16 protein-coding genes are annotated in these 17,385 nt (G+C 59.0%); 14 read left to right on the forward strand and 2 right to left on the reverse strand.

Going from position 1 to position 17,385, the window contains the following annotated elements; genetic code table 11:
* Positions 1–255: 255 nt before the first annotated feature.
* Both AOA62_RS25885 and AOA62_RS25890 read right to left on the reverse strand, forming a co-directional pair.
* The gene (locus AOA62_RS25885; RefSeq protein ID WP_099550152.1) at positions 256–1,476 is read right to left on the reverse strand and encodes a CaiB/BaiF CoA-transferase family protein; all 1,221 of its coding nucleotides are present in this window, start codon (positions 1,474–1,476) and stop codon (positions 256–258) included.
* Positions 1,477–1,488: 12 nt separating this feature from the next.
* Positions 1,489–2,670, reverse strand: a complete 1,182-nt coding sequence (locus AOA62_RS25890; RefSeq protein ID WP_099550153.1) for an acyl-CoA dehydrogenase — start codon at positions 2,668–2,670, stop codon at positions 1,489–1,491.
* A gap of 157 nt (positions 2,671–2,827) precedes the next feature.
* Here AOA62_RS25890 and AOA62_RS25895 point away from each other — a divergent pair, with 157 nt between their 5' ends.
* The 14 genes from AOA62_RS25895 (at position 2,828) to AOA62_RS25960 (ending at position 17,345) form a co-directional block, all read left to right on the forward strand.
* On the forward strand, positions 2,828–3,727 hold the full coding sequence (locus AOA62_RS25895; protein ID WP_017139060.1) for a LysR family transcriptional regulator: 900 nt from the start codon (positions 2,828–2,830) through the stop codon (positions 3,725–3,727).
* Positions 3,728–4,179: 452 nt separating this feature from the next.
* Positions 4,180–5,301 (forward strand): Re/Si-specific NAD(P)(+) transhydrogenase subunit alpha, encoded by a 1,122-nt coding sequence (locus AOA62_RS25900; protein ID WP_099550154.1) that lies wholly within the window; start codon positions 4,180–4,182, stop codon positions 5,299–5,301.
* 15 nt (positions 5,302–5,316) lie between these two features.
* The gene (locus AOA62_RS25905; RefSeq protein ID WP_003220416.1) at positions 5,317–5,637 is read left to right on the forward strand and encodes an NAD(P) transhydrogenase subunit alpha; all 321 of its coding nucleotides are present in this window, start codon (positions 5,317–5,319) and stop codon (positions 5,635–5,637) included.
* A complete protein-coding gene (locus tag AOA62_RS25910; protein WP_017139062.1) occupies positions 5,637–7,073 on the forward strand; it encodes an NAD(P)(+) transhydrogenase (Re/Si-specific) subunit beta in 1,437 nt (478 codons plus the stop codon). Before AOA62_RS25905 ends, AOA62_RS25910 begins: the two co-directional genes overlap by 1 nt.
* Before the next feature lie 235 nt (positions 7,074–7,308).
* Positions 7,309–8,802 (forward strand): acetyl-CoA hydrolase/transferase family protein, encoded by a 1,494-nt coding sequence (locus tag AOA62_RS25915; protein ID WP_017139063.1) that lies wholly within the window; start codon positions 7,309–7,311, stop codon positions 8,800–8,802.
* Positions 8,803–9,120: 318 nt separating this feature from the next.
* The gene (locus tag AOA62_RS25920; protein ID WP_003214752.1) at positions 9,121–9,336 is read left to right on the forward strand and encodes a DUF1127 domain-containing protein; all 216 of its coding nucleotides are present in this window, start codon (positions 9,121–9,123) and stop codon (positions 9,334–9,336) included.
* Between the two features lie 263 nt (positions 9,337–9,599).
* On the forward strand, positions 9,600–9,785 hold the full coding sequence (locus tag AOA62_RS25925; protein ID WP_017139065.1) for a DUF1127 domain-containing protein: 186 nt from the start codon (positions 9,600–9,602) through the stop codon (positions 9,783–9,785).
* 160 nt (positions 9,786–9,945) lie between these two features.
* On the forward strand, positions 9,946–10,266 hold the full coding sequence (locus AOA62_RS25930) for a DUF2388 domain-containing protein (protein WP_017139066.1): 321 nt from the start codon (positions 9,946–9,948) through the stop codon (positions 10,264–10,266).
* Positions 10,267–10,373: 107 nt separating this feature from the next.
* Positions 10,374–10,682: a DUF2388 domain-containing protein gene (locus AOA62_RS25935; protein ID WP_099550155.1), complete on the forward strand. Its 309-nt coding sequence runs from the start codon at positions 10,374–10,376 to the stop codon at positions 10,680–10,682.
* 39 nt (positions 10,683–10,721) lie between these two features.
* A complete protein-coding gene (locus AOA62_RS25940; RefSeq protein ID WP_060756468.1) occupies positions 10,722–11,042 on the forward strand; it encodes a DUF2388 domain-containing protein in 321 nt (106 codons plus the stop codon).
* Complete coding sequence (locus AOA62_RS25945; protein ID WP_017139069.1) at positions 11,039–13,000, forward strand: DUF4105 domain-containing protein; 1,962 nt, start codon at positions 11,039–11,041, stop codon at positions 12,998–13,000. Before AOA62_RS25940 ends, AOA62_RS25945 begins: the two co-directional genes overlap by 4 nt.
* Positions 13,001–13,256: 256 nt before the next feature.
* Positions 13,257–14,564, forward strand: coding sequence for a CitMHS family transporter (locus tag AOA62_RS25950; RefSeq protein ID WP_017139070.1), 1,308 nt, complete (start codon positions 13,257–13,259; stop codon positions 14,562–14,564).
* Between the two features lie 65 nt (positions 14,565–14,629).
* Positions 14,630–15,397, forward strand: coding sequence for a TerC family protein (locus AOA62_RS25955; RefSeq protein WP_017139071.1), 768 nt, complete (start codon positions 14,630–14,632; stop codon positions 15,395–15,397).
* A gap of 289 nt (positions 15,398–15,686) precedes the next feature.
* Positions 15,687–17,345 carry a Na/Pi cotransporter family protein gene (locus tag AOA62_RS25960; RefSeq protein WP_017139072.1) on the forward strand — a complete coding sequence of 553 codons (1,659 nt, stop codon included), beginning with the start codon at positions 15,687–15,689 and terminating at the stop codon, positions 17,343–17,345.
* The last annotated feature ends 40 nt before the right edge of the window (positions 17,346–17,385 follow it).

Below are 17,385 nucleotides of genomic sequence, written 5' to 3' on the forward strand. Positions count from 1 at the left end.
CACGCTGCTGTCAACACCTCTTTTTCAACTTCCTTTTGGCTTCGATGAACTGAAGCAACTTGCTGCCGAAAACTTCGCAACTCATTGTTTACCAAGGAGTTTTCCGTTTCTACTGCGCCGGAAGTGGGGCGAATTATAGACTTCTAGAATCTGCCGTCAACACTTAATTTAGCGCCTCTATCAATAAGTTAGAATTGATCAAAAAACAACCAGACCAACGCTCTTTGATCAAACTACTTATATAGAAGAGCAGCTTCAGATAACGCCCGCAGCCTTCAGCGCAGCCACATTCGCCGAATCCAGACCCAACACCCCCTGCAGCACCTGCACCGTATGCTCGCCCAATAGAGGAGGCGCATTACGATATTCCACCGGTGTCTTGGACAACCGCATCGGACTGGCGACCTGAGGCACCATCCCCGCCAATGCATGCGGCAACGCCATCGCCAACCCACGCGCCTTGACCTGCGGGTCGGCAAACACCTGCGCCAGATCATTGATCGGCCCACACGGCACGCCTACTTGCTCCAACTGCGACACCCACTCAGCCGTCGTCTTGAACACTGTGGCCTGGCGAATCAGCGGAATCAGCTCCGCACGGTTAGCCACCCGCACCTTGTTAGTCGCGAAGCGCGGATCATCCGCCCACTGCGGCTGCCCGGCCACCTCAGCAAACTTGCGAAACTGTCCGTCATTACCCACCGTCAGAATGAAGTCGCCATCAGCCGTGGGAAAGTCCTGGTAAGGCACAATATTGGGGTGAGCATTGCCCAGGCGCTTGGGCGCGATACCCGTCGTCAGGTAATTCATCGCCTGATTGGCCAGGCACGCCACCTGCACATCCAGCAACGCCATGTCGATATGCTGCCCACCGCCGTCATGATCCCGATGAGCCAGCGCCGCCAGGATCGCCACGGTCGAGTACAGCCCCGTCAGGATATCCGTCAACGCCACGCCCACCTTTACCGGCCCAGCTCCCTCATCACCCTCGGGCCGACCGGTCAGGCTCATAAGCCCACCCAGCCCCTGGATCATAAAGTCGTAGCCTGCACGCGTCGCATAAGGCCCCGTCTGGCCGAAGCCTGTGATCGAGCAATAGATCAACTCTGGATTGATTTCCTTGAGCGACTCATAGTCCAGCCCATACGCCGCCAGACCACCCACCTTGAAGTTCTCGATCAGGATATCGGACTTGGCCGCCAGGTCGCGCACCAACTTCTGCCCCTCAGGGCGCGTGAAGTCGATGGTCACCGACTCCTTGTTACGGTTGGCCGACAGGTAATACGCCGCCTCACTGGTGTTCTCGCCATAGGCGTCTTTAAGGAAGGGCGGCCCCCATGCCCGCGTATCATCGCCACTGCCCGGCCGCTCAACCTTGATCACCTCGGCCCCAAGGTCTGCAAGGATCTGCCCGGACCACGGGCCGGCCAGCACTCGTGACAAATCCAATACCCGCAGATGTGAAAGCGCACCCATGCCGTTCTCCTATTAATAGAACGCTTGAAGACCGGTCTGCGCGCGCCCAAGAATCAAGGCGTGCACGTCATGGGTGCCCTCATAGGTATTGACCACCTCCAGGTTGACCAGGTGACGCGCCACCCCGAACTCATCCGAAATACCGTTGCCGCCCAACATGTCCCGCGCCATGCGCGCGATATCCAGGGACTTGCCACACGAGTTGCGCTTCATGATCGACGTGATCTCAACCGCCGCCGTCCCTTCATCCTTCATGCGCCCCAAACGCAGGCAGCCTTGCAAGGCCAGGGTGATTTCGGTCTGCATATCTGCCAGCTTCTTCTGGATCAGTTGGGTAGCCGCCAAGGGCCGCCCAAACTGCTGACGGGCCAGGGTGTACTGACGAGCGGTATGCCAGCAAAACTCGGCAGCCCCCAGCGCCCCCCAGGAAATGCCATAGCGTGCCGAGTTAAGACAAGTGAAAGGCCCCTTCAGGCCGCGCACATCCGGGAAGATGTTCTCCTCGGGTACAAACACGTTATCCATGACGATCTCACCGGTAATCGAAGCCCGCAGGCCGACCTTGCCGTGAATCGCCGGAGCGCTCAGCCCCTTCCACCCCTTCTCCAGGACAAAACCACGGATATCACCCGCATCGTCCTTACCCCACACCACAAACACATCGGCGATCGGGCTGTTGGTGATCCACATCTTGGCGCCGGTCAGGCTGTAGCCGCCATCGACCTTACGTGCACGGGTAATCATCGCACCCGGGTCAGAACCGTGGTTAGGCTCGGTCAGGCCGAAACAGCCGATCCACTCGCCCGATGCCAGCTTTGGCAGGTACTTCTGCTTTTGCGCCTCGGTGCCAAATTCGTTGATCGGCACCATCACCAATGACGACTGCACACTCATCATTGAGCGATAACCGGAGTCGACACGCTCCACCTCACGGGCAATCAGCCCGTAGCTCACGTAGTTCAGGCCACTGCCGCCGTACTGCTCAGGGATCATCGCGCCCAGCAGGCCGGTTTCACCCATCTCGCGAAAAATCGCAGGGTCGGTCTTTTCATGGCGAAAGGCTTCGAGCACACGCGGCGCCAGCTTGTCCTGGGCGAATTGCTCAGCACTGTCGCGCACCATGCGCTCTTCTTCGGTGAGCTGTTGATCCAGCAACAGCGGATCGATCCAGTTGAAGCTTGCCTTGCCAGCCATGAATAAGTCCTCGGGGAAGAAAACAGAAGTCGTGGATGCAGCCTAGGCCTAGCAACCGCAGAGGGCAAACGAGGTTTATGCATAGGGTTGTGCTAATTTCTCACTTCGTAATGAGCTAGAAGCGCACAAATGCGCTTTATGAGTGAGTACAACGTACATGCGCAGAAAAATTCCCAGCACCACCGCCCTGGTCAGCTTTGAAGCAGCGGCCCGCCACGAGAGCTTTACCAAGGCGGCGCACGAGCTTTCACTCACTCAAGGCGCCATCTGTCGACAGATCGCCAGTCTGGAGGAGTTTTTGAGTGTCGAGCTATTTCGACGCTCACGGCGGGGCGTCAAGCTGACGGAGGCGGGGCTTTCTTATAGCCGTCGCGTTGCCATGCAACTGGACGCCGTAGAGCGCGATACCTTGTCGGTCATGGGGCAGCAAGGTGCGAATGTCATCGAGCTGGCAGTGGTGCCAACGTTCGGCACCCAATGGCTGATCCCACGGCTCAAGGACTTCCAGCACCAACACCCGGAAGTCACGGTGAACCTCACCAACCGCACGCGCCCTTTTTTGTTTGCCGACACCGAGTTCGACGCCGCCATCTACTTTGGCGATGCCGATTGGTCGGGCACCGAATCCCACCGACTGATGGGCGAAAACCCCGTTCCCGTGTGCAGTCCGCGCTTACTGGGCAGCCGTGCCCACTTCAGCCCGGAAGAGATCGCCCAACTGCCACTGCTGCAACAAACCACTCGGCCATATGCCTGGCGCCAGTGGTTCAGCGCGCAACAACTGAACATACCTCGCGACATGACAGGCCCGCGTTACGAGCTATTCTCGATGTTGTCGCAGGCAGCCATGCATGACATGGGGATCGCGCTGATTCCGCCTTTCCTCATCCAGCGCGAGCTGGAGGAGAAGCATCTGGTGATCGCAAGCCTCGAAGCGCTGAGCAGCACAAAGGCTTACTACCTGATGATTCCCGAAAGAAAAGTCGAATCTGCGTCGCTGCACGCGTTTAGAGATTGGCTGATCGACCAGTCACAGCGCTATAACCCCAGCATTTAAAGGGCAAGGTCATTTTATTGACCTTGTAGTCAAATAAATTAAGCGCCTACAGATGTAACTATATGTCGTGTTTTGGAAGACTGTACCTCTCAGCGTAAAAATGAGCTTAACGCCATGACTGACAAGGCTTGTAGCGACTATCAGCTGCCAATGCCCGACCATTCACGGCAAAGATAGGAAAACCGTTTACAGCCCTCTAAAACCCTTTAAACACCTGTATTTAAAGAGGTTATTTTGCCATGTTGCGACAATCAGTCACAGGGTGACTTGTAGTTAATTTTTCGTCACCCGTCATAATCCCTTGAAGGCCGTAAAGTTCGCCTGCAAAATGCCGCGCCCCGCTGTCATTTCAGCGGGATCGTGCTGATCGGCCGCCCCAGCTGCGCCCCTCACGGTGCACTGGCCTTTTTACAAAAAGATCAAAAGCAAAAAGATCATGCAGGAGATTTGACGTGCACATTGGTGTTCCTCTCGAAACCCAGACCGGTGAAACGCGGGTGGCTGCCACCCCGGAAACCATCAAGAAGCTGATCGGCCAGGGCCATAAGGTCACTGTACAAAGCGGCGCAGGCATTACCGCCAGCATCGTCGACAGTGCCTATGAAACGGCAGGCGCAACCATTGGCAGCGCCAGCGACGCGTTTGGCGCCGAGCTGATTCTCAAGGTGGTTGCCCCCAGCGACAGCGAACTGACGCTGATCAAAAGCGGCACCGTGTTGGTGGGCATGCTCAACCCGTTCAGCAACGAAACCATCGCCAAGCTGGCAGAGCGAGGCATTACCGCCTTCGCGCTCGAAGCTGCGCCACGTACCTCGCGAGCCCAAAGCCTCGACGTGCTGTCGTCACAGGCCAACATTGCCGGCTATAAAGCCGTATTGCTGGCAGCCCATCACTACCCACGCTTCATGCCGATGCTGATGACTGCCGCCGGCACAGTCAAAGCCGCGCGCGTGCTGATCCTCGGCGCGGGTGTCGCAGGCCTGCAAGCCATCGCTACAGCGAAACGCCTGGGTGCCGTGATCGAAGCGTCTGACGTGCGCCCTGCCGTAAAAGAGCAGATCGAGTCCCTCGGCGCCAAGTTCGTCGACGTGCCCTACGAAACCGATGAGGAGCGTGAATGCGCGGTCGGTGTCGGCGGTTACGCGCGCCCGATGCCATCGAGCTGGATGCAGCGCCAGGCCCTGGCCGTGCATGAACGCGCCAAACAAGCGGACATTGTCATCACTACAGCGCTGATCCCGGGCCGCAAAGCCCCGACCTTGCTCAGTGCCGAAACCGTCGCACAAATGAAGCCGGGTTCGGTGGTCATCGACCTCGCCGCCGCCCAGGGTGGCAACTGCCCACTGACCGTCGCCGACCAAGTCGTGGTGGAAAACGGCGTGACCATTTGCGGCCCGACCAACCTGGCCGGTGCCGTCGCCGCCGATGCTTCTGCTTTATATGCGCGCAACCTGCTGGACTTCCTGAAGCTGGTCTTCACCAAGGAAGGGCAGTTTGAAATCAACCTCGAAGACGACATCGTCGCCGCGTGCCTGATGTGCCGCGACGGCCAAGTCATCCGCAAAAACGCCTAAGCAGGGATTCAGACGATGGAAGAGCTTATCTCCCCCGGTATCTACAACCTGATCATCTTTGTGCTGGCGATTTATGTCGGTTACCACGTGGTCTGGAACGTCACACCCGCGCTGCACACACCACTGATGGCGGTGACCAACGCGATCTCTGCGATCGTAATCGTCGGCGCCATGCTCGCCGCAGCCCTCACCGTGACACCACTGGGTAAAACCATGGGCACCCTGGCCGTGGCCTTGGCGGCGGTTAACGTATTCGGCGGGTTCCTGGTCACGCGCAGGATGCTGGAGATGTTCAAGAAGAAAGCCCCGAAAGCAAAAGAAGAGGCGCCAAAGTAATGAGCATGAATTTGGTTACGACGCTCTACTTGATCGCGTCGATCTGCTTTATCCAGGCCCTCAAAGGCCTGTCGCACCCAACCACATCGCGACGCGGCAACCTGTTCGGCATGCTCGGCATGGCGCTGGCGGTGCTGACGACCGTGGGCCTCATCTACAAGCTCGGCGCTGAGCTTGCAACAGCCGGTATCGGTTACGTGATCGTCGGCCTGCTGATCGGCGGCACCGCCGGTTCGATCATGGCCAAGCGCGTAGAAATGACCAAGATGCCAGAGCTGGTTGCCTTCATGCACAGCATGATCGGCCTGGCGGCGGTATTCATCGCGATTGCCGCCGTGGTCGAGCCGCAATCCTTGGGCATCGTCAAACACCTGGGCGACTCGATTCCTGCGGGCAACCGCCTGGAACTGTTCCTCGGCGCAGCCATTGGTGCAATTACCTTCTCCGGTTCGGTGATCGCATTCGGCAAACTCTCGGGCAAGTACAAGTTCCGCCTGTTCCAGGGCGCACCGGTACAGTTCGGTGGCCAGCACAAACTGAACCTGGTGCTCGGCCTGGCAACCCTGGGCCTGGGCCTGGCGTTCATGTTCACCGGCAACCTCACTGCGTTCGCGTTGATGCTGGCCCTGGCTTTCGTGCTGGGCGTGCTGATCATCATCCCGATCGGCGGCGCCGACATGCCGGTGGTTGTCTCGATGCTCAACAGCTACTCCGGTTGGGCAGCGGCGGGCATCGGCTTCTCGCTGAACAACTCGATGCTGATCATCGCCGGCTCCCTGGTGGGCTCCAGCGGCGCGATTCTGTCGTACATCATGTGCAAGGCAATGAACCGCTCCTTCTTTAATGTGCTGCTCGGTGGCTTCGGCAACACAGCAGATGCCGGCGCAGCGGCAGGCTCCAAAGAAGCGCGTCCGGTGAAATCCGGTTCGGCGGACGACGCCACGTTCCTGCTGACCAACGCCGACACCGTGATCATCGTTCCCGGCTACGGCCTGGCAGTCGCTCGGGCGCAACACGCCCTTAAAGAGCTGACCGAAAAGCTGACACACCGTGGCGTGACCGTGAAGTACGCGATCCACCCGGTAGCGGGCCGTATGCCTGGGCACATGAACGTGTTGCTGGCCGAGGCGGAAGTGCCTTACGACCAAGTGTTCGAGATGGAAGACATCAACTCCGAGTTCGGCCAGGCCGACGTGGTGCTGGTGTTGGGCGCCAACGACGTGGTCAACCCGGCCGCCAAGAACGACCCTAACTCACCGATTGCTGGTATGCCGATCCTTGAGGCATTCAAGGCCAAGACCATCATCGTCAACAAGCGCTCGATGGCCAGCGGCTACGCCGGTCTGGATAACGAGCTGTTCTACCTGGACAAGACCATGATGGTCTTCGGTGATGCCAAGAAAGTCATCGAAGATATGGTCAAAGCCGTCGAATAACACTGCGCCAGCGCAATACACGAAACCCTGGCCTCCAGTAGGCTGGGGTTTTTTTATTGTTCCCAAGCTCTGCGTGGGAATGCATCCGGGAATGCTCGGCGTTCCGCTTTGTACTCACGTGAAACCCGACCAAAGGCTCTAAATCGCTGCCTGGCATTCGACCATGGTAGCGGGCCGAATTTTTTTGAAATCACTACACTGCCCACCTTGCTTCCGTAGCCTGAGATAACAATTCATGTACCGTGATCGTATCCGCTTGCCTTCGTTGTTGAACAAGGTCATGAGCGCGGCAGATGCCGCCGCACTGATCGAGGACGGCATGACCGTCGGCATGAGCGGCTTCACCCGTGCCGGTGAAGCCAAGGCCGTCCCCCACGCCCTGGCCGAACGCGCCAAGACTTCGCCGCTGAAAATCACCCTGATGACCGGTGCCAGCCTGGGCAATGACTTGGACAAGCAACTGACCGAGGCCGGCGTTTTGTCGCGCCGCATGCCGTTTCAAGTCGACAGCACACTGCGCAAGGCGATCAACGCAGGCCAAGTGATGTTTATCGACCAGCACCTGTCGGAAACCGTCGAGCAACTGCGCAACAACCAGCTCAAGTTGCCGGACATCGCCGTGATCGAAGCCGTCGCGATCACCGAACAAGGACACATCGTGCCCACCACCTCCGTGGGCAACTCGGCCAGCTTTGCGATTTTCGCCAAACAAGTGATTGTCGAGATCAACCTGGCGCACAACCCGAACCTGGAAGGGCTGCACGACATCTATATCCCGACCTACCGGCCGACGCGCACGCCAATCCCACTGGTCAAGGTCGACGACCGCATCGGCAGTACCGCGATTCCGATCCCGCCGGAAAAAATCGTCGCCATCGTGATCACCAATCAGGCCGACTCCGCCTCAACCGTGACACCACCGGACGCCGACACCCAAGGCATCGCTAACCACCTGATCAACTTCCTCAAGCAGGAAGTCGACGCCGGGCGCATGACCAACAAGCTCGGCCCGCTACAGGCCGGGATCGGCAACATCGCCAACGCGGTGATGTGCGGCCTGATCGAATCGCCATTCGAAGACCTGACCATGTATTCGGAAGTGTTGCAGGACTCGACCTTCGACCTGATCGATGCGGGCAAGCTGAGCTTTGCTTCCGGCAGCTCCATCACCTTGTCGGAGCGACGCAACGCCGACGTGTTCGGTAACCTGGAACACTACAAGGACAAGCTGGTACTGCGCCCACAGGAAATCTCCAACCACCCTGAAGTGGTTCGGCGCCTGGGCATTATCGGTATCAACACTGCGCTTGAGTTCGACATCTACGGCAACGTCAACTCCACCCACGTCTGCGGCACGCGGATGATGAATGGGATTGGCGGCTCCGGAGACTTCGCGCGTAACGCGCACCTGGCGATTTTCGTCACCAAGTCGATTGCCAAGGGCGGCGCGATCTCCAGCGTGGTGCCGATGGTCAGCCATGTGGACCATACCGAGCATGACGTGGACATTCTGGTGACCGAGGTTGGCCTCGCTGACCTGCGTGGCCTGGCGCCACGCGAGCGCGCACGGGTGATCATCGACAATTGCGTGCACCCGGCTTACCGCGATGCGCTGAACAGTTACTTCAACGCTGCCTGCGCGATCGGTGGGCATACTCCGCACATCCTGCGCGAAGCACTGAGTTGGCACATCAACCTGGAAGAAACCGGGCATATGCTCAAGGCTTGATTGATACAGATCCGAGCTGATGCAAACACAGTTTGTTCAGCTCGGTGACCACAGCCGTACATTTTGAAAAAACTGTACTGCTGTACCGGTCATTTCCTATTGAATTCTCCTACGAACCCCACCGCAAATGCCAATTTCGCACCAATAAAGTGCAGACAGGTACAGTTGCCCCATTTCCGTACAGTACAGCCGCTATAAACAGTTAACTGGCCCCTCACAATACAGGTGAACTGTATCTAGAGAGTCTTGCGTCGGAGGAGGATCATTGGCATCAGTTAAACCACTACCTAATCCCGCCACAAGCGGAAGGATGTCATCATGGAACGTACACTCAGTTCCGATCTGTTCTTCGAAGAAAAAGCTGTAAACACCCAGGCTTCCCTGCCTTTGCGCGTTCTCGCCAACCTGATGTTGTGGCAGCGCCGCATCTCCAGCCGCCATCAACTGGCTCGTCTGGATTCGCGTCTGCTGGCTGACGCCGGTATCAGCGAAGCTCAACGCTACGAAGAGCTGAGCAAGCCGTTCTGGCGCTAATTGGCGCCCGCTGGCCCTGACCCGCCGGGTCCACCGCCAGCACCCTGATTTAACAAAACAAAGCCCGCCCCGGGAAACCGGAGGCGGGCTTTGTTGTTTCCGGGTTTCAAACTTTACACGGCTAAAACAGACCCCAGAGATAAGGACCAGTACAGTTTAAATAACATAACAATTAGACGGTACAATTTAACTTTGGTGTATCTGTATTGGTAAAAGCTGGCCGCCCAAGATGGTGTTCCAAGACCTCATGGAAGGCCGCCGTCATGAACACACAGACCTCACGTTACAAACAGTTGATCATTCGAATGGCTTGCGCCCTGGGCAGATGGGCGCGGCAGGCCCATGAACGCCGCCAACTTGCGCAACTTGACCCACGTGAATTAGCCGACGCCGGCATCAGCCAGGGCGACCGTACTGCCGAGCTGTCCAAACCTTTCTGGCGTGACTAGGCAGATAGAGGCTTTCCGAACGGATAAGCGGCAGCTTAAGATCCCGTTATTACGTGGCGAACCTTGTAGAGCGGACGTCTGATGCTTAATCCGCAGCAATGTCCGTTTCACAGTGGCCGCTTTGCGCCGCTTTTATTTGATCTTCTACAGGAGTTTTTCCATGTCCCGTCTTCGCCTGCTGAGTGCTGCCACCCTGTTGGCCCTGGCCGCCAACGCCAACGCGAGCAGCCTTATCGTGACCACCGACTCGATCGTCGGCGCCCTCAAAGCCACTTCCGATGCCAGCTCCGATGCCACGTCGTCCCTGCGTGACAACAAAGTCGTGCAAGCCGCCCGTGACGACGCTGCCAGCTTTGTTGCCAGCGAAGGCGCCATTCGTGGTGTGAAACTGGAAAGCGCCCTGGCCCAGATCCGCCAACAAGCCCCACAACTGAACACAGCGACCGACGCACAACTGGCCCAGGCGATTCTGGCCATCTGATGATCCGGTAAACGCCAGGGCGCGCCAGCCGCTACCAAATGTGTCAGCACTGGCTCTCGCCCGGGCGTTGCGCTAGCCTTGGCGCTCGCTTTCAGTTGTCGAGTCCCATGGCTTTTTCATACCGCCTGTTGATTGTTCCCGTGTTGTTTTCCGCCTGCTGGTCACCCTTGGCTTCGGCCTTTGATGTGTCCACCCAGAGCACCGTCATCAGTGCCTACGCCACCAGCAAGGTGACGTCAGCGCCCTTTGACAGAAAATTGATACTGGCCGCCCAGGATGACGCTGCCGCTTTTATCGCCACTGACGGCCAATGGCGGGGAGCTCGTCTGGAATCTGCGCTGGAGTATCTGCGCCGAACCCAGCCAAAACTTCATGTCAGCGACCTTGAACTGGCGCAGGCAATTCTCGTCCAATAATCATCGTATATTTCTATCTTTGTATTTCGGAGTCATTCCATGCGTAGCCCGCTGATCGCCGCCGCTCTGGGCCTGCTGTTGTTGGCCGATGTCGCCCACGCGCAAACCCTGAAAGCCACCAGTAACATCATCGTGCGTGCCTCGGCGCGCACCATTGATTTCACTTCGGACACCACCACTTCCATCCGCGACTCCAAAATCGTGCGCGAAGCCCACGATGACGCTGCCAGCTTCGTCGCCTCCAACGGAGAAATCCGCGGCGCACAATTGGAAGCAGCCTTCGATACCCTGCGCACCCGCGTACCGGAAGCCCGCGACGCCAGTGACCAGACCCTCGCCGAAGCTATCCTCGCTCTGTGAGGCGCCTGTTCGCCTGGCTACTGGCCGGGACTGTGCTGCTCTGTGCAGGCGCAGCCCAGGCCAGCCTGCAACTGCGGCTCAAGACCGATGGCTTGAGCCCGGCCGAACAGCAGGCCAGCCAGGCGTTGCTCGACGAAGCGATGCGCGCTCTGCCGCCGCGCTTTATCGAGCAGTTGGACCGGCGTATTGATGTCGGCTGGACCGACAAGATGCCTGAAAACGCCTATGGCCAGGCTTCTCTGGTGTCCGAACTGGACCTCAACAGCAACCTGCTCGCCAGCCTCACCGACGGCAGCGCCGCCACCCAGAAGACCAATCGCCCCCATGGCACTGTGCGCCGCGAAATGCTCGCCACCGTGCTGCATGAGCTGACCCACATCTATGACCGTGCGCGCTTGTGGTCCACAGACGAGCGCCGCCTGATCCAACGCTGCAGCCGTCAGAACAACATCACCGGCCTGATCGGCCTGCCCGATCAATGCCGTGGCCAGAACGACCGTCGTTTCACCCTGAGTGACGACCCGCGCCTGCTGGACATTGCCGGCTGGCCCCAATACGTGGGCCGTCGCGGCGAGCGCGAGCAACACAACCACCAGGTCGCCCGCAGCCCCGATATCTACGAAACCACCAGCCCGCTGGAGTTCGTGGCGGTCAACATGGAGTATTTCCTCCTCGACCCGAGCTATGCCTGCCGTCGCCCCGCGCTGTTTCGCTATTACAAGGAACACTTCGGCTGGGCACCGCCCGAGCAAGACACCTGCGCCAAGACCTACGCGTTCCTGAACGCCGGTAACGACTTCGCCAAAACGCCGTTGGGCCAGATCGACCCGGAGCGCGTGTATGAAATCGACTACTTGCTGGCCGAGGCCAACCAAAATCTGGTGAGCCGCTGGGGCCACAGCATGTTGCGCCTGGTGATCTGTGCACCCGGCCGCCCGCGTGGTCCGGATTGCCGATTGGACCTGGACCAGCACTTGGTGTTGTCTTACCGCGCTTTCGTCGGTGACGTACAGCTCTCGAGCTGGGATGGGCTGGTGGGCAAGTACCCGTCACGGCTGTTTGTGCTGCCGTTGGCCCAGGTGATCGACGAATACACCAAGACTGAACTGCGCGGCCTGGCCTCGGTGCCACTCAAGCTCACCCGCCAAGAGATCAACGACACCGTCGAACATGCCGCCGAGATGCACTGGAGCTACGACGGCAATTACTTTTTTATCTCCAACAACTGCGCGGTGGAGAGCCTCAAGCTGCTACGCAGCGGCAGCGCCAACCCGCAACTGACCGGCCTGGACAACATCACCCCCAACGGCTTGCTCGAGGTGCTCAGTGCCCGCGGCCTGGCTGATACCAGTGTGCTAGACGACAAGCGCGAAGCCTTGCGCCTGGGTTATCACTTCGACTCGTTCCGCGAGCGCTACCAGGCGATGTTCGACGTGCTGCGCAAACACCTGCCGATCAAGCAGACCCAAGTCGAAGACTGGCTCGCCCTCAGTGCCGCAGAACGCCGCCAGTGGTTCATCCAGGCCGACCTGCGCACCAGCGCCGCGCTGCTGCTGCTGGAACAAGCCAGCTATCGCAAACAACTGATGCTGGCCCAGGACGAAGTCAAGCAGCGCTACCTCAATGCCCGTGAGCTGAAAAACGGCGGCATGGAAAAAGCCAACAACACACTGCAACAGATCCTCGCCAACAGCGGTTTTCTAAGCCGCCCGGCGGAATTGCTCGACAGCGGCGGCTACGGCCTGCCGCAACCTTCGGAAGCCAAACGCCTGGAATCGGAAAGCGCCGAGCGCCAGAAGCAACTGCAATCGTTGACCGGCGATCTGGATAAAGAGGTGAGGGCGCTGCTGGACCCTTCACGCGCCGATGAGATTGCCGCCTGCGAAGCCAACCTCAAGCAGATGGGCGAGCACCTGCGCGCCTTGCACAAAGCTTCAGGCGGTTTGGAGCTGCCCTGAGCCACCTTAAAGAAAACTCCTACAAACCTTCCATCATCTGACTTACACAGCGAAAGCTGGCTGAAAGCTTCCCCGTCTAGGATCGCCCCCACTGCCGGCAACAGACCGGCTGTAAACAACAACAATGGTGATTCCTGATGTCCGCTACTACCCGCCTGTTCGCTCCAACTCCACTCGTACGCTACGTGCCTTTCGTACTGCGCTGACCCCAACCCGGTTCGCCATTCCCTAGCCGCGCTACGCCCGGAGTATTCCTATGCTGACTTTCCTTGGCTTCGCCATGGTCATCACGTTCATGTACCTGATCATGACCAAGCGCCTGTCCGCGCTGATTGCCTTGATCATTGTGCCAATCCTGTTCGCCCTGTTTGGTGGTTTTGCCCCCGAGATCGGCCCGATGATGCTTGCGGGCATCACCAAGCTTGCGCCGACCGGCGTAATGCTGATGTTCGCCATTCTCTACTTTGCCCTGATGATCGACTCCGGCCTGTTCGACCCGGCCGTGCGCAAGATCCTCAAGATGGTCAAGGGTGACCCGCTGAAAGTTTCGGTCGGTACCGCCGTACTTGCCTTGGTGGTGTCCCTGGACGGTGACGGCGCCACCACTTACATGATCTGCGTGGCCGCCATGCTGCCGCTGTACCAGCGCATCGGCATGAGCCCGCGGATCATGGCCGGCCTGATCATCCTCGCCGGCGGCGTGATGAACATGACGCCGTGGGGCGGCCCGACTGCCCGCGCCGCGAGTGCTTTGCATGTAGACCCGTCGGACATCTTCGTACCGATGATCCCGGCCATGGCTGTCGGCGTCGTGGCGATCCTGGTGATTGCCTACATGTACGGCAAACGCGAACGTGCCCGCCTGGGTGAACTGCACCTGCAGGGCGACGAGATCGATCACAGCGAGATCAGCGTGTCGCAATTCCCTGACGCCCGTCGCCCCAAGCTGATCTGGTTCAACGGCGCACTGACCTTCGCGCTGATGTGCACCCTGATTGCCGGCCTGTTGCCGCTGCCAGTGCTGTTCATGGTGGCGTTCAGTATCGCGATGATCGTCAACTACCCGTGCCTGCAACAGCAGAAAGACCGCGTCGCCGCCCACGCCGGCAGCGTGCTGGCAGTCGTCGGGCTCATCTTCGCCGCGGGCATCTTCACCGGCATTCTGTCCGGTACCGGCATGGTTGATGCCATGTCCAAGAGCTTGCTGGCGGTTATCCCGGAAGCGCTGGGCCCGTACCTCGCAGTGATCACCGCGCTGGTAAGCATGCCGTTTACATTCTTCATGTCCAACGACGCGTTCTACTACGGCGTACTGCCCGTACTCGCCGAAGCGGCCAGCCATTACGGCATAACCGCCGTGGAGATGGCTCGCGCGTCCATCGTTGGCCAGCCCGTGCATTTGCTCAGCCCGCTGGTGCCTTCGACTTACTTGCTGGTGGCCCTGGCCGGTATCGAGTTTGGCGATCACCAACGCTTTACCCTCAAGTGGGCAGTGCTGGTGTGCCTGTGCATAATGTTCGCCGCTTTGCTGATGGGGATTTTTCCGCTGTTCAGCACTCTATAATCGTAACGACCTGACCGCGCGGCGCTGCAGCTTGCGCGGTTTCACATTTGCTCAAAGGAATACACATGGAATGGCTGACCAATCCGGAAATCTGGATTGCCTTCTTCACCCTGACGGCCCTCGAGATCGTCCTGGGTATCGATAACATCATCATGATTTCGATCCTGGTCAGCCGCATGCCCAAGCATATGCAGGCGCGCACCCGGATCTTCGGCCTGGCCCTGGCCATGGTCACGCGAATCCTGTTGCTGCTGTCGATCACCTGGGTCATGCAACTCACCGCCGACCTGTTCGTGGTCTTCGGCCAGGGCATCTCCGGTCGCGACCTGATCCTGTTCTTCGGTGGCCTGTTCCTGCTGTGGAAAAGCTCCCAAGAGATGTACCACGCCCTCGAAGGTGAAGACGAAACCCACGACGAGCCGGGCGGCAAGGGTGGCAAGTTCATCTACACCATCATCCAGATCGCGATCATCGACATCGTGTTCTCCCTGGACTCGGTTATCACGGCTGTCGGCATGGTTTCCCATGTGCCGGTCATGGTCGCTGCGATCGTGGTAGCCGTACTGGTGATGATGCTGGCTGCGGGCACCATCAGCGAATTCATCGACAAGCACCCGTCGCTGAAGATGCTGGCGCTGTCGTTCCTGCTGGTGGTGGGTACGGTGCTGATCGCCGAATCCTTCGACGTGCATGTGCCAAAAGGCTACGTCTACTTCGCCATGGCGTTCTCGCTGGCAGTAGAAGCGGTAAACATCAAGATGCGTACCGCTATCGCGAAAAAGAAGAAACAGCAGGATCCTGTGAAACTGCGCAAGGACATTCCGGGTCAATAAACCTGACCCGCTGCTGTTGATCGTTGTTGATCGTTCCCACGCTCCGCGTGGGAATGCCGCCTCTGGACGCTCCGCGTCCGCCCTCAAAGCGACGCAGAGCGTCACGGGATGCATTCCCAGGCAGAGCGTGGGAACGATCTTCATGACAGTTTTGTTTCAATCCCCACTTTAGCTATGCGATGCTGGCGCAGAGCCCATTCGCCAACTACAGCTTAAGTACAAGACGTAGAACGGCACGCGGCAATTCTCATTTGCTCTTTCTGGAGCACACCCACACGGGGGGCCGAGCATGCTGACCTTGCTCAATCTGCTTTCCGCCGTGACCCTGCTTATCTGGGGCACGCACATCGTCCGAACCGGCATCTTGCGGGTCTACGGTTCCAACTTGCGCCAAGTCATCGGGCAGAACATGTCCAAGCGCTGGCTGGCGTTTATCGCCGGTATCCTGGTGACGGCCATGGTCCAGAGCAGCAACGCCACGGCGATGCTGGTGACGTCGTTTGTCGGCCAGGGCTTGATGGGCCTTATGCCGGCGCTGGCGACCATGCTCGGTGCCGACGTCGGCACGGCGTTGATGGCGCGGGTACTGACTTTCGACCTGTCCTGGCTGTCGCCACTGCTGATTTTTCTTGGGGTGATTTTCTTCCTCTCGCGTAAACAGACGCGGGCGGGGCAGATGGGCCGCGTCGGTATCGGCCTGGGCCTGATCATTCTGGCCCTGCAACTGATCGTCGAAGCCGCCGGGCCGATTACCCATGCCCAAGGCGTCAAAGTAATCTTCGCCTCGCTGACCGGCGACATTTTGCTGGATGCCCTGGTCGGCGCCCTGTTTGCGATGATTTCCTACTCCAGCCTGGCCGCCGTACTGCTGACCGCCACCCTGGCCGGTGCCGGTGTGATCGGCTTGCACGTGGCCATCGGCCTGGTGATCGGCGCCAACATCGGCAGTGGTGTGCTGGCCTTCCTCAGCACCAACATGCAGAACGCTGCCGGCCGCCAGGTCGCGCTGGGCAGCTTGTTGTACAAACTGATCGGCCTGTTGCTGATTATTCCGGTGCTCGACCCTCTCGTACGCTGGATGGATGGTTTGGACTACAGCGCCCAAGGCATGGTCATCACCTTCCATGTGCTCTACAACACCACGCGCTGCCTGATCCTGCTGCCCACCATCGGGCCAATGGCGCGCCTGTGCGCCTGGTTGCTGCCGGAACAACAGGAGACCAACGGCAAAGCCAGGCCACGTCACCTGGACCTGGCCTCGCTCGCCACCCCAAGCCTGGCGCTGGCCAACGCCGCCCGCGAGACCTTGCGCCTGGGCGACCTGATCGACAACATGCTCACCGCCATGCTCGAAGTACTGCGTGGCAAGCAAACCGCCATTACCCAGGAAATGCGCAGCCTCAGCGATGACGTCGAGGCCCTCTACAGCGCGATCAAGCTTTACCTGGCGCAAATGCCCCGCGAAGACCTCAGTGAACAGGACAGCCGCCGCTGGGCGGAGATCATCGAGCTGTCGATCAACCTCAAGCTGGCCGGCGACCTGATCGAACGTATGCTGCGCAAAGTCCAGCAGCAGAAAACCTCACAGCGCCGACAGTTCTCCGAAGTCGGCCTGGAAGAACTCACCGGCCTGCACAGCCAGTTGATTGCCAACCTGCGCTTGGGCCTGTCGGTGTTTCTCAGCGCCGACCCCGAAAGCGCCCGCCAACTGCTGCGTGAAAAGCGCCGTTTCCGCGCCCAGGAGCGCCGCCTGGCCCACGCCCACGTCAGCCGTCTGCAGCGTAAAATCGTACAGAGCATGGAGACCAGTTCCCTGCACCTGGAGCTGATTGCCGACATGAAACGCCTGAACTCGTTGTTTTGCAGCAGTGCTTATGTAGTGTTGGAAACCTCAGACACCGGCGCACTCTCCGCCGAAGATATTGCCGACATCACTCATTCGCCCTGAACATACGATGGCCCGTGAAGTCAGTTAACAATGGACCTCA

It is taken from the genome of Pseudomonas sp. 2995-3, assembly GCF_002742565.1.
Classification (GTDB): domain Bacteria; phylum Pseudomonadota; class Gammaproteobacteria; order Pseudomonadales; family Pseudomonadaceae; genus Aquipseudomonas; species Aquipseudomonas edaphica.

Bases quoted from the DNA above. Each gene is read 5' to 3' on its own strand.
- AOA62_RS25890 (WP_099550153.1), bottom strand. From the start codon at position 2,670: ATGGCTGGCAAGGCAAGCTTCAACTGGATCGATCCGCTGTTGCTGGAT.
- AOA62_RS25955 (WP_017139071.1), top strand. From the start codon at position 14,630: ATGGAATGGCTGACCAATCCGGAAATCTGGATTGCCTTCTTCACCCTG.
- AOA62_RS25915 (WP_017139063.1), top strand. From the start codon at position 7,309: ATGTACCGTGATCGTATCCGCTTGCCTTCGTTGTTGAACAAGGTCATG.
- AOA62_RS25960 (WP_017139072.1), top strand. From the start codon at position 15,687: ATGCTGACCTTGCTCAATCTGCTTTCCGCCGTGACCCTGCTTATCTGG.
- AOA62_RS25910 (WP_017139062.1), top strand. From the start codon at position 5,637: ATGAGCATGAATTTGGTTACGACGCTCTACTTGATCGCGTCGATCTGC.
- AOA62_RS25905 (WP_003220416.1), top strand. From the start codon at position 5,317: ATGGAAGAGCTTATCTCCCCCGGTATCTACAACCTGATCATCTTTGTG.
- AOA62_RS25935 (WP_099550155.1), top strand. From the start codon at position 10,374: ATGGCTTTTTCATACCGCCTGTTGATTGTTCCCGTGTTGTTTTCCGCC.
- AOA62_RS25940 (WP_060756468.1), top strand. From the start codon at position 10,722: ATGCGTAGCCCGCTGATCGCCGCCGCTCTGGGCCTGCTGTTGTTGGCC.
- AOA62_RS25885 (WP_099550152.1), bottom strand. From the start codon at position 1,476: ATGGGTGCGCTTTCACATCTGCGGGTATTGGATTTGTCACGAGTGCTG.
- AOA62_RS25920 (WP_003214752.1), top strand. From the start codon at position 9,121: ATGGAACGTACACTCAGTTCCGATCTGTTCTTCGAAGAAAAAGCTGTA.
- AOA62_RS25925 (WP_017139065.1), top strand. From the start codon at position 9,600: ATGAACACACAGACCTCACGTTACAAACAGTTGATCATTCGAATGGCT.
- AOA62_RS25895 (WP_017139060.1), top strand. From the start codon at position 2,828: ATGCGCAGAAAAATTCCCAGCACCACCGCCCTGGTCAGCTTTGAAGCA.
- AOA62_RS25930 (WP_017139066.1), top strand. From the start codon at position 9,946: ATGTCCCGTCTTCGCCTGCTGAGTGCTGCCACCCTGTTGGCCCTGGCC.
- AOA62_RS25950 (WP_017139070.1), top strand. From the start codon at position 13,257: ATGCTGACTTTCCTTGGCTTCGCCATGGTCATCACGTTCATGTACCTG.